This is a genomic window from Oceanobacillus oncorhynchi (assembly GCF_000821065.1).
In the GTDB taxonomy this organism is placed as follows: domain Bacteria; phylum Bacillota; class Bacilli; order Bacillales; family Amphibacillaceae; genus Oceanobacillus; species Oceanobacillus oncorhynchi.
In genome coordinates, this window is sequence record NZ_CDGG01000001.1 from 3409261 (window position 1) to 3422514 (window position 13254).

9 protein-coding genes are annotated in these 13254 nt (G+C 38.6%); 7 read left to right on the plus strand and 2 right to left on the minus strand.

Going from position 1 to position 13254, the window contains the following annotated elements; translation table 11 throughout:
- Positions 1-41: 41 nt before the first annotated feature.
- The gene (locus BN997_RS16275; RefSeq protein ID WP_042533766.1) at positions 42-1391 is read right to left on the minus strand and encodes an MATE family efflux transporter; all 1350 of its coding nucleotides are present in this window, start codon (positions 1389-1391) and stop codon (positions 42-44) included.
- A gap of 104 nt (positions 1392-1495) precedes the next feature.
- On the opposite strand from BN997_RS16275, the gene BN997_RS16280 reads away from it, so the two are divergent.
- On the plus strand, positions 1496-2578 hold the full coding sequence (locus tag BN997_RS16280; protein ID WP_042533768.1) for an undecaprenyldiphospho-muramoylpentapeptide beta-N-acetylglucosaminyltransferase: 1083 nt from the start codon (positions 1496-1498) through the stop codon (positions 2576-2578).
- Between the two features lie 70 nt (positions 2579-2648).
- On the opposite strand, the gene BN997_RS16285 is transcribed toward BN997_RS16280, so the two are convergent.
- Positions 2649-3203 (minus strand): beta-class carbonic anhydrase, encoded by a 555-nt coding sequence (locus BN997_RS16285; protein ID WP_042533770.1) that lies wholly within the window; start codon positions 3201-3203, stop codon positions 2649-2651.
- Positions 3204-3810: 607 nt separating this feature from the next.
- On the opposite strand from BN997_RS16285, the gene BN997_RS16290 reads away from it, so the two are divergent.
- The 6 genes from BN997_RS16290 to BN997_RS16320 all read left to right on the plus strand — a co-directional run bounded on the left by BN997_RS16290 (position 3811) and on the right by BN997_RS16320 (position 13153).
- Entirely contained in the window at positions 3811-5544 is a 1734-nt protein-coding gene (locus BN997_RS16290) for an ABC transporter ATP-binding protein (RefSeq protein ID WP_042533772.1), read from the plus strand.
- Positions 5545-5556: 12 nt separating this feature from the next.
- Complete coding sequence (locus tag BN997_RS16295; RefSeq protein ID WP_042533774.1) at positions 5557-7581, plus strand: ABC transporter ATP-binding protein; 2025 nt, start codon at positions 5557-5559, stop codon at positions 7579-7581.
- 599 nt (positions 7582-8180) lie between these two features.
- Complete coding sequence (locus BN997_RS16300) at positions 8181-8996, plus strand: S1 family peptidase (RefSeq protein WP_244882391.1); 816 nt, start codon at positions 8181-8183, stop codon at positions 8994-8996.
- A gap of 177 nt (positions 8997-9173) precedes the next feature.
- A complete protein-coding gene (locus BN997_RS16305) occupies positions 9174-9893 on the plus strand; it encodes a PRC-barrel domain-containing protein (protein WP_042533776.1) in 720 nt (239 codons plus the stop codon).
- A gap of 1656 nt (positions 9894-11549) precedes the next feature.
- On the plus strand, positions 11550-12302 hold the full coding sequence (gene sigI / locus BN997_RS16315; RefSeq protein ID WP_042536212.1) for an RNA polymerase sigma factor SigI: 753 nt from the start codon (positions 11550-11552) through the stop codon (positions 12300-12302).
- Positions 12299-13153 (plus strand): anti-sigma factor domain-containing protein, encoded by an 855-nt coding sequence (locus tag BN997_RS16320; RefSeq protein WP_042533779.1) that lies wholly within the window; start codon positions 12299-12301, stop codon positions 13151-13153. The genes sigI and BN997_RS16320 overlap by 4 nt, the downstream gene beginning before the upstream one ends.
- Positions 13154-13254 lie beyond the last annotated feature (101 nt).

The window sequence follows — 13254 nt, forward strand, 5'->3', positions numbered from 1 at the left end:
AATGATTCATGGTGCTTTTTATAATTCTTATTAAAACATTTTCAACCGCGCTTTGCTTTACGCTGAATGTGTAATAGTCGGAGCAGCAGAGCAATTGCGCCTGCACTTAAACCGACAATAATTCCAATCCAGTAGCCAAAGGCATCAAAATTGGTATATTTGGCAAATAAAAATCCAACCGGCAAGCCGATAAGCCAATAAGAAATTAATGCGAGAATAAGGGTGACGTTCACATCCTTATATCCTCTTAAAGCTCCTTGGATAGGAGCCCCGATGGCATCTGCAAGCTGATAAAATATCGCAAACAGAATAAATTGTTTTGTTAAGGCAATCACTTCTGGGTTATTATGGTATAGCGCTGCAACGGCATCATCGAATACAAACAAAATAATGCCGATAAATAGAGCAATAATCATCCCGCCTGTAATTCCAAGATACGTATAGGTTCGTGCATCCTGAAAACGTTTCGCTCCTATTTCAAACCCGACTGCAATAGTAAGCGCCATTCCGACGCTTAACGGCAGCATGTATAATAATCCGGCAAAGTTCATTGCTGCCTGGTGGGCTGCAATTGTATTTGTATCATACACACTCATCATCATCGTTACCACAGAAAAAATACTTGTTTCAAAAAACATTGCCATTCCGATTGGCAGACCAATTTTTAATTGACTGAGCCAATAGGAAATCTGTGGTTTAAAGCGTACCTGAAAGACTTGATACGATGTAAATGGAGCAACCTTATGTATCATATATAAAGAAATGATACTGACTATCCAATAGGTAATACTCGTTGCAATTCCAGCGCCGATGCCGCCAAATGCCGGTATTCCCAGTTTGCCAAAAATAAAGATATAGTTCAAAAAGGCATTGATTGGCAGAGAAATTAAAATAATAATCATAGAAGCTCTCGTCTGTCCAAGCCCATCCATAAAGCTTCGGACTGTGTGAAAAATAAATAATGGCATAATACCCGCAGCAAGAAAAATTAAATAATATTTCGCCACATGATGTACATCCGGTTCCAGGCTCATCAGCTGTAATACAGGTTCTAAAACAAAAAAACCGGCAATGAGAATAATGAAGGATAAACCGACAGATAAATAAATACCCTGCTGAATAACCTGCGGAATATCTTTTTTCTCTTTGGCGCCAATAAGTTGAGAGATAATTGGAGTTATTGCGAGAACAATCCCATTTACAGCTGTTAAAATTGGTATCCAAAGGCTGGATCCGATTGCAACCCCTGCTAAATCAACGGCGCTGGCTTGGCCGGACATGACCGTATCAAAAAAATTCATCAGATTCATACTGACTTGGGTCACAAGGATTGGCAGCATAATGATAATAAAAAGTTTGATTTTTTGTCTTCGATTCGTTGTTTCGTACATCATTCATCTTCCTGACATTTCGTAATTCGGTTTTTCATTACATTTAATAGGTGCATTGCCCATTATACGCTGATATAATAATCTGGGAAAGGATGAATTGATCCATGGAAAAAAGAAATAAAAAACGTATTTTATTTACTGGCGGCGGAACTGCCGGCCATGTCATTGTTAATTTAGCACTTATACCATATTATCAGGAGCAGGGTTATGAAGTAGATTATATCGGTTCTTATGAAGGAATCGAACGGAACTTGATTGAAAAATTAGAAGGCGTGACCTATCATCCGGTATCTACCGGGAAACTGCGCCGCTATATGTCCAAAGAAAACTTTAAAGATCCGTTTAAGGTATTAAAGGGAACGATGCAGGCTTTCCGTATTTTAGGAAAAAGAAAGCCATCTGTTGTTTTTTCAAAAGGCGGATTTGTCTCTGTCCCGGTAGTTGCAGCAGCAAAATTAAGAGGCATCCCCTCAGTGATTCACGAATCTGATTTCACACCGGGACTTGCAAATAAGCTTTCTATTCCATTTACCAAAAAAGTATTGGCGACATTCCCGGAGACCATGCAATATCTTCCGGAGAAGAAGGCTGCTTATGTTGGAGCGGTGATTCGGGATGAATTATTTACAGGTGATAAAAAGGCAGGGTTAGCATTTGCCCAGCTTTCAGGAGAAAAACCCGTGCTTTTGGTTATGGGGGGAAGCGGCGGATCGGAAAAAATTAATTCAACGATCCGTGAGGCGTTGGATGATTTACTGACGCATTTTGAAATTATTCATATTTGCGGAAGCGGAAAAGTAGATTCAGCTCTTCATGTTCCAGGATATGCGCAATTTGAATACGTACATGAGGAACTAAAAGATATTTTCGCGGCTACGGATTTTGTTGTATCCCGTGCCGGCTCCAATGCGATTTTTGAATTTTTAGCTTTGCGAAAGCCGATGCTGTTAATCCCGCTTTCTCGCGGGGCAAGCAGGGGAGATCAGATTATTAATGCAAATTCTTTTAAAGAAAAGAAATATGCGAAGGTTGTTGAAGAGGAGACGTTAACAACAGAAAAGCTGATTCAAGAAGCGGCTGCACTAAAAAAAGCTGCGCCAGTCATGCTGGATGAAATGAAAAAATATAAGAGTGAAGAATCAAGAGATAAAGTTATTGAAATTATTCAATCGATTCAAAAGAAATAAGCTAATAGCATTTTTAATGTTTAAAAAGGGCCTGCTTCATAAAATGAGCGGGCCCTTTCTTTGTATTATTTTAGTCTTCTCTGGAAACGACGTCTAATTTTCCAGTTTCCGGGTCAATAACAAGCCCGTGAACCTTCACTTCCTTAGGAAGAAGCGGGTGATTGCGAATAATTCCTACACTTTGAGTCACAGAGTCCTCAATTTTCTCGAAACCATGGAATTCTTTATGAAGGTTAATACCAGAATGCTCCAGGGTATGTAACGTGTCTTCCGATATACCGCGGTCAAGCATAGTTTGTTGTAGCGCTTCTGTATCTACATTGGACATTCCGCAGCCATGATGACCGATAACAACAACTTCCTCTGCTTTTAAGCTGTAAATAGCCACTAATAAGCTTTTCATAATACTGTCAAATGGCTTCCGGATAATAGCTCCGGCATTTTTCACCATTTTCACATCACCGTTCCGGATATTCAGTGCTCTGGGAAGCAGTTCCACTAAACGTGTGTCCATGCAAGTAAAAATAACCATGCGTTTATTCGGGAACTTGTCCGTTGTATAAGCTTCGTAATCTTTGCTGTCTACAAATTTTTCGTTGAAATCTAAAAGTTGATCTAAATTCATATCTCTCATCTCCCTTAAATAAAAATAATAGCACGGAATTTATTATATGAAAATAAATAGGGTGAAAAAAATCGTGAGAAACATATAAAAAAATGCTTTCAAATAATATAATTTTATTAAAATTAAAAAAACAATTGACTTGGGAATTGTAGGAATATATAATAAAAAGGTATTCAATTTTCAAATAAATAAAAAAGGAGGGAATCACAAAATGATGAATTTACAGTATCAAATCAACCAATCAAATCAAATACAACAGAATACAATTTTGTGGCCTCCAGTAAACGGGTTTGCTTTCTCTTAATTTTTTTAGGGAGAAGTGTTTGTATGGTCGCAGGTTTCCGTGTGGCCGGCTGATAATGGAATAAGCAGGATGATTATTATAAGCGTATGCCGACAGATGGCGTGCGCTTTTTTTGATGCATTTTTCAACCAGAAAATGGGGTGTGAATAAGGAGAGGCGACCTGGCTGCCGTTTACTATGTGGAATTGACGTGTTTTCTTAATAATTGAAGCAGGGAGGAAACTTCCAGGTCGTTTTACGGGGAGGATTTCAACAGAAAATGAATTTAGAATGCAAAACTTGGTATAGAAAGCAGGTGAAAGGATGTTTGCCGTATTTAAGAAATTAAGCTGGTTTTTTGCGCATTACTGGAAACGATATACGTTCGCTATTATCGCTTTAATTTTGGCAAGTGCAGTTGGATTGATTCCTCCAAAATTAGTCGGATATATTATCGACCATATCCAATTTGAAACATTGACGGTACAAATTCTGACGGCAGTTATTACAGGTTACATTGTACTGCTGATTGTCCATTATATTATTTCATTTTTATGGGATTATACGCTTTTTGGCGGAGCGGTTATTTTAGAACGATGGATGCGAAGCAAGCTGATGGATCATTTTTTATCGATGTCTCCAACGTTTTTTGGGAAATACCGTACAGGAGATTTAATGGCAAGATCGACCAATGATTTAAAAGCAATCAGTCTGACAGCTGGTTTTGGTGTCCTGACATTGGTTGATTCCAGTATATTTATGCTGATGATTATTGCGGTAATGGGGCTGACCATCAGCTGGCCGCTGACTTTTGCAGCTTTGCTTCCATTACCCATTATGGCTGTTATGATGAATTTTTACGGAAGCGCGATACATCGTCGTTTTACCAAGGCACAGGATGCTTTTGGGGAAATGAATAACAGTGTTTTAGAATCCATTCGCGGTGTTCGTGCAATTCGTGCTTTTGTCCAGGAAGAACAGGAAAAAACACGGTTTGAGAATATGACAAAAGATGTGTATGACAAAAATATGGAAGTTGCCCAAATCGATGCGTTATTTGAACCGACAATGAAAATTCTGGTCGGCTTGTCTTATACAATCGGAATTGGCTACGGAGCAATGCTTGTCTTTGAAAACAGGTTAACTTTAGGAGATTTAGTGACTTTTAATGTTTACTTGGGGATGCTGATTTGGCCAATGTTCGCAGTTGGTGAGCTAATCAATATTCTCCAGCGGGGAAATGCCTCCTTAGACCGGGTGAACCAGACATTGTCCTACCCGCCTGATGTGCGGGATGTCAGGGAGCTGAAGCAAGTTGAAGCGGTGAAAGAGCTTCAATTTCATAACGTATCCTTTGCCTATCCAAATACGGCAGAGAAGGCTTTAAAAGCAGTTTCTTTTAAGGTGCGGGTTGGAGATACGATTGGAGCTGTCGGGAAAACAGGAGCAGGGAAAACAACGCTGTTTAAATTATTGCTGAGACAGTATCCGGATGTACAAGGAAAGATAGTGATTTCTGGAGAGGAAATAGAAAGTCTCCCGTTAAAGCAGCTACGTGAATGGATAGGGTATGTTCCTCAGGATCAAATGATGTTCTCCAAATCCATTCGGGAAAATATTCAATTTGGCAAAGAAGCTGCGACCGATGAAGAAATATTCCGGGCACTTGAGCTGGCGTATTTCGCAAGTGACATTCTGCAGCTGCCTGAAGGGTTAGACACCCAGGTCGGTGAAAGCGGAATTACATTATCCGGGGGTCAAAAGCAGCGTGTGGCTTTGGCACGTGCCTTTATTAAAAATCCGGAGATTCTTATTTTAGATGATTCGCTATCAGCAGTTGACGGTAAAACAGAGGCAGCTATTATTGCTCATCTGAAAGAGGAACGAAAAAATAAAACAACATTTATAGCTGCGCATCGCCTCTCTGCAGTAACGCATGCAGACCATATTATCGTTTTGGAGGATGGCGAAATAGCGGAAGAGGGCACCCATGAGCAATTGATGGGGGAAAAAGGATGGTATTACAAACAATATGTTCAGCAGCAGATGGGAGACTAGGGAGGTGGAAAGATGAAGAGTACGGAAAGGCGGTTATTTCAATACGCCTTAAAATATAAAAAAGGGATTATTTTAGGTCTTGTCTGTTTAATGATAGCAGTTGCTTTGGAATTAGCTGGACCATTGATTGCTAAACGGGTCATCGATAATCATATTCTCGGTGTCGAAGGATATTGGGAAGCTGTAGAAACAGCAGATGATACAACAGCTCCTTATAACGAACAGCTGTTAAAACGATCGGACCGCGTGGAAAACGAAGATACCCCCACAGGGGCTACCTACACCTTATTACAAATCGGAATTTCTTATTATGTTTTTGAAGGTGAGCTTCCTCTGACAGGAGAACGGGAGATGAATAATGGAGAGCTGACGATTACCTTGAATAATGATATTGTTCGAGCGGAAGGGGAACAGTTATCTGTTCAAGAAGCATATCCGTTCTTCGAGCCGGAGAAGACACCAATCATCGGTTTGCTGGTATTATATATGGTTTTATTGATTATTGCAGGTGTTTTTCAATTTTATCAAACCTTTTTATTACAAAAGTCTGCAAATCAGATTGTCAAGCGGATGCGGACAGATTTATTTGCGCATACGGAGCGGCTGCCGATTAATTATTATATCGACCAGCCGGCGGGAACCATTGTTGCAAGAATCACCAATGATACAGAAGCGATTCGCGATTTATATGAACGCGTCCTGTCGATTGTAGTCGCCAGCCTGGTTTATATGGCAGGAATCTTTGTTGCCTTATTTATTTTGGATCCGCAGCTCGCAGCACTTTGCCTGCTTGTGATTCCATTATTATATGGCTGGATGCGTTGTTATAAGTATTTTGGCGGTAAATATAATCAGGTGATCCGGAAAACGATTAGTCAAATTAACGGTAACATCAACGAAGCGATTCAAGGTATGCCGATTATTCAAGCTTTTAACAGAGAAAAAGCAATGAAAGCGGATTTTGAAGAATTAAATCATCGCAATTATACATTCCAAAAGAAATTAATCCGCTTAAGCGCGCTAACCTCTTATAATTTAGTGACTGTATTTCGTAACATCACCTTTGTCGGGTTTATCTGGTATTTTGGAGCTTCTTCTTTTGATATGGCAAGTATGATATCAATTGGTGTTCTGTATGCTTTTGTCGATTATATTAACCGCTTGTTTGAGCCAGTAACAGATATCGTGAATCAGCTTCCATTAATTGAACAGGCAAGAGTAGCAGGCAGCCGTGTATTTGAGCTGTTAGACCAGCCTGCGGAAGAAACGGATAACCGGGCAATCGATAAATACAGAGGAACGATTTCTTTTGACCATGTATCCTTTGCTTATCAAAAGGACGATTATATCTTGAAAGATATTTCCTTTCATGTAGGCGCGGGGCAAACCGCTGCTTTTGTAGGGCATACAGGCTCTGGCAAAAGCTCGATTATGAATTTATTATTTCGTTTTTATGATCCGCAAAAAGGAAGGATTACCATCGATGGGATGGATACATTCTCCTTGTCCAGACAGCAGATTCGCAGTCATATGGGGATTGTGCTTCAAGATCCATTTCTATTTTCGGGTACGATTTTGAGCAATGTCACGATGCAGGATGAAAAAATAACGAGAGAAACAGCGATTGCTGCCTTGAAAGCGGTCGGGGCAGACCGATTCATTGAAAAGCTTCCAAACGGTTATGATGAAGAAGTGACGGAAAACGGATCTACCTATTCATTAGGAGAACGGCAATTAATTTCCTTTGCACGGGCGCTTGCCTTTGACCCATCGATTCTTATCTTAGATGAAGCTACAGCAAATATTGATACGGAAACAGAGCTGCTGATTCAGCATGCACTGGAGGTACTGAAGCAAGGAAGAACGACACTTGTTATCGCTCACCGCTTGTCTACTATCCAGCAGGCTGATCAAATTATTGTTCTGGATAAAGGAAGACTTATCGAACAGGGGAATCATGATACTCTGATTGCAGAACGTGGAACGTATTATCAAATGTATCAAATGCAGCAAGGTTCTTTGAAGGTAAGTGTTTAAGTATAATAATTAGTTAATATAAGTAACTCAACTTTCGCACCTAAGAATAAGCAAATATATCTTGCTATTCCAGGGTGAACATGTTCTTCATTACCATACAGCATGAAAAACATGTTCTCTCGGTTCAAACTTCTGTTTGGTAAGTTGTTTTTCACGTATAGAATACCTACTAGCGGAGGCGGACCGTTTTGACTCCTGAGGGATCAGCACCATCTGAAGATCCACTTTTGCCAAGTGCTCTTCTTGGCAAAAGTTAGCTGAAGAGCGTGCCCCTAGGCAGACTAATGTCGCAACGTTCTGGGGTTGCGATTACTCACCCCATCGAAAACATTTGTACGTCGGAAAGCAAAATGGTCCGCCGCAGTGGTGCTTTACACTTCACCTTTTATTTTTTGTCAAGGGAGTTATCGAAGGCACGATCAACCCCTGTTTCTATAGAAATGAAGTTACTTTTTAATGTGCGAAAGTTGAGTAAGGAAGAAGAAAGCGTATCTCCGCCTAAACTGCAGGGGAGATACGCTGTTTTAATAGAAAAGCAGGGCTCCTTCTATTAAAATAAAATGAAAGTGATCCACTAAGCAGAGAAAGGAGGCCGGACGTTGAACGAAGAAGAGGAAAATGACAAGTTCAAAAAATCAATGGACGAAGATTTAATAGAAGATATTGATGAGGAAGAAATGCAGGAGCTGGTTACGCAAGCAAAAGCAGAAGCGTGGGAAAGAGCCCGCGCAGAAGAAGAGCCTAAACCGAAGCGCCGTTTTCCGAAAGTATTAGCCATCCTGATAGCCTTTGCGATGACGTTATATGTACTTTCCTTATTCCCGAAAGTAATTTCGGTTCCTGCTGTAGATTTCCTTCAAGCGTCCAGCCGGTTATCGCAGGAGGAACAGATAGCAGCATCCAAGGAAGCTGTCGTGGTTATTGAAACAAATGATGGAAGAGGCACCGGTTTTGCTGTCTCCGATGATGGCACAATTTTAACAAATTATCATGTGATTGAGGATGAGCAGACGATAACGGTTGCTTTTCCGGAAGAAGGCCTATTTCAAGGAGAAGTAGTGGAAGAAATGCCGGAGATAGATTTAGCAGTTGTGGAAGTTGAGGGGAATGGCCTTCCTTATTTAACATTAGATGAAACAGCACCCGTCGAATATGAAGACGATATCCGTTTTATAGGCAACCCTTTATTTTTTAACGGAATTGCCAATGAGGGCACGATATTAGGTCCGCTGCAGCTTTCCGGCTGGGAAAAGGAAGTCATGATGATCCAGGCCCCCGTTTACCGGGGGAATAGCGGCAGTCCTGTTATAAATCAGGAAGGCAATGTTATTGGAGTTATTTTCGCAACGTTAAATCATGAAGAGCATGGACGTGTCGGTCTTTATGTGCCAATAAGTTATTTTACAAATAATTAACAATTATAATAGATTTGTTTAACACCTTGCTGAAAGGGTATTAGATAATAAAATGATTCAGGAATTCAGCCCGCTTGATCTTCCGTCTGTATTATGCATTTTCATTCTTTATAATAGAGGCGTTAGAGCGGAGTTTAAGGGCGATTTCCAGGATAAACCCTTTTTGGAGGTGTTGTCATGTTTCTAGGTTCAACATTAACGAATTTAACTATTCATGCAACAGATGGAGAAATAGGAAAGGTAAAAGATTTATATTTCAATGATGATTGGGAGCTGCGATTTATTGTTGTCGATACAAGAAAGTGGCTTCCGGGTAAGAAAGTAATGCTTCCTTTCCATGTACAGGAAGAAATTAATCTGGAGGAAGGTTATCTTAAGGTAGACAGGGATAAGGAAACGATTCGAGAGAGTCCTGAGGTGCCTGAAGATAAAGATTTCGTTTCTTCCTATCAAGAAGTGGTATTGGATTATTTCGGGTGGAACAGCTATAAGGAAAACGCGGTGTTAGATTCTGATCACGGTCCGGTAGCAACTGGAAACGGACAGCTGGAGGATGCCAGTGTACCGCCGGAACCGGATTTAGCTGCACCTGAAAATGCAACTGATAACCTGAGAAGCATAGAAGAGTTTATGGAATTTAAAGCACATGCAACAGACGGTAAAATTGGACTCGTCGATAATATTATTTTAACAGAAGTAGGAAAGATACAATATCTTGTAGTAAACAGCAACGAAAGCTATGTAGAAAATAACCTATATTTATATCGGACAGATCAGGTGACATCGGTAGATTGGTTTGAAAAAGATTTGTATCTGGATGATTCTGTGGAAGGTTTAGAGCAGGTAACACCATTTAAAGATAAAGAAGAAGTATTTCATCACTTAAATCATTCCTAAGTGGATTCATGCAATGCAAGATGCTGATTCATAAGATAGGGGAGTGGCCCCAGTGAATTTTAAATTAAAACAGATTATCCTTTCTTTGACTTTTATAGTGATAGCAGTAACTTTAAGATGGACTGTGGGCTTCTCTGTCTTAACAGATAGCTTCGTTTTGCTTTTCTTTGTTCTTTTGGGATGCTGCTTTACTTACGAAAATGGTAAAAGGAAGATATGAAGATTAAATTCCCCGAAATAAAATAGTACAAATGTGATGTTTATACAAATTGAAATTAATAATTACCGCTGCAGGAAAACACTACGCTCTCCCGCAGGAGTCTCCGTATTTTTTTTTCGCTAGTTACTGTTTTTAATCATTATTTCGTCATGGCATACGCATAAGCAGCACCGAGTATAGCAAAAGCCAAATGCAGTGACTACGGCATACCAATCTCCTGATAATTTTCTTTAATCTTGCATTTCTTCAAACGGAGTATTTGTAATATAACCCATTTTAGCAATAGGCTTATCTGCATCACAGCTTACAGCTTGAGGTTGAACATTTTCTTGCTTTCCTTCACCATTATCTTTAGAACAAGCAAAGCATTCGTAACAAGTACTGCAGACCAGATTGACATGATAATCTTTCTTTTCGCAATTAGTCTCTTAGTATTAGTTATTTTGACCTTTTATGTAAACGGAAACATAAAAGGGTGAAGAAGTCTGAAAGTTTGAGAGGGTGAAAAATCATGAAGCCTTCGATAAAATCATTAAAAAGATATTTAATTGGAAATATAATAGTTGCTACTTTGATAACAATCGTATCCTATCTTAGTTATCAAAGTAATGATTTCCCGTTATTCTCTGTAGTAAATTTTCTTCTTGTAATCGCAGTTACTATGTTAATTATTTCAATAATTGCGTATGTTTCAATAAAAATATATGAGAAAAGGGAAAAAAAATCGAATAATGCCGATTATTTTATCCTGTTTTGCTAAAGGCAGAAAAATTCACTTGATTTTCCTCCGCATTTTCGATAAAGAATTTAATTCAAAATCCCAGCAGCGAATGCTGGATTAGCAATCCTTTTTAAAATTCATTAAATCCCAAACCCCAGCATTTCTCCTTTTTTCATCATAGACAAAGGATAATGCTTTTTCATTTTTACATATTTATTTCTTATTTAAACATTTCATTACAAATTCCAACATTTTTCGAGGATGTTTTACAAAAATATGGATTTTCGTCATATTAATTTAAATGAAATGTTATTCATTTGTGATAGTAACCATTTTGGATATAGGGTAGTATTATATGTACAGGCTAGAATGGCCTGTATATATTTAACCAATAAACTAGATTTTATTGCTACGAAAAATAAAACGGATTAGACAAATAAATTTTGATACGTGTGGAGAATATCCTCACCTACGAGAAGCGGTTCAGGAAATGATTGTCCATCCTCTCTCCTCATATCAGATTTGCTTTCCTTTTGAATTTTGAGGAGAAAGGGTATGGGCGATGATACCGCAATAACTAATAAGAATGATAAAAATGGAGATTATTTGATATGAAAATAATAAATAAAAATAAATATTTGATGAATATAAATTTAAAACCCGGAAAAATAAAAATAAAAACGAATGATATAGTGTTAGGGGGAGCTGACAAATGATGATGACCAATCAATTAACAGACACCCCTATTGAAGAAAAAATTGAAGCAATCCAAAAAGGAGATATTGTACTGCAAAATGAACTGCTTCATACGTATAAGCCATTTATCGCTAAATGTGTATCAGAAGTTTGCAAACGATATATTGATCCTAAAAAAGATGATGAATTTAGTGTCGGATTAATGGCTTTTAATGATGCTATATTTTCTTATGAACCAGATAAAGGCAGTTCATTTCTATCCTTTGCAAAGCTTGTTGTGAAAAGAAAAGTGATTGATTATATCCGCTATCATCAAAAACGCCCGAATCTGCTGTCTTTAGATGAAATAAATGAAGAGGAGCAAATGGAAAATCCGCTTGTTATTGCTGCCGCAAAAGAAAAACACCAAATGGAAGCAGAGAACAGCAAAAGACGGGAAGAAATTATTTTATTCAAGGAGAAGCTAAAATCATACCGGCTTACACTGGAGGAGTTGACAAATGCTTCCCCCAAGCATCGGGACGCCAGGGAATCTGCAGTACAGGTAGCTTATATTTTATATCAGGATAACCAGTTAAGTGAGTATGTTTATCGTAAAAAAAAGCTGCCAATTAAAAAGTTATTAATGAAAGTTGAAGTAAGTAAAAAAACATTAGAACGGAATCGCAAGTTTATTTTAGCTATTTTTATTGTGCTAGGCAGTGAATATGCTTATCTTAAGGACTACCTTAAGGATTACCTCAAGGATTACCTCAAGGATGTGGAAAAATGAATAAAGGAATTGTGATGGAAATCCATCGCAAATACGCCATTTTGCTTACCAAGGATGGCAGTTTTGAGAAGGGAATTATATTAACAGAGCATGCGGAACGAGGGGATGAAGTTATTTTTCAACCTGTATCTGGAAAGCCCAGATGGAGAAGGTATTGGGATAAGACGCCTATCGCAGTAAGATTATCAGCTATTGTACTTTTGATGCTGTTGATTTTCGGATATCCGCTTTTTCACGGAATGGGTGATACAGAAACGCATGCTTATGTTGCCATTGATATCAATCCCAGTATTGAATTAGAATTGAATGATGAATTAATGGTTACAGACGTCAATGCATTGAATGGTTCTGCAGATAAGCTGCTGGAGGAAATCAACAGTGTTCAAGACAAGCCCATCCACTCTGTATTAACGCATATTGTTGATGAGAGTGAAAACAGAGGACTGGCAGAGCAAAGAAGAATGATTGTAGGAGTGAGCTGTGAAAATCAAAACGGAAACCCGAGAGAGCTCATTTCGCAAATTAATCCTTACATAGAAACCTTGCCTGATTGGGATGTTGCAACGTTGATTATTCCAGAAGAGGTGAGGGAATTAGCAAAAAATGAAAATAAATCAATGAACGAAGTAATGGCTACAGAATTGGCAAATCATAATGTAGATGTAGAACAGGCACATTTTGATATGACAGACGCAAATAATCGTGCAATTATTAATTTTTTTTATGGTGAACAAGAGTCTGATATTAACCGTTCTATAAAACAAGAAAAAACGCCAATAAAACCAAAAAATAATGAGTTAACAGATGATGTTTCTGATGATGAAGACAGCGGCCAGGATGAATCATTATAGAACAATGAAGTACAAACGTGATTAAAATTTCACCAGGTTCGTTAACAGCCGTCTACAAACAGACATTTGAATACCAGTTAAAGCTGTAAAAAGCAGATGGA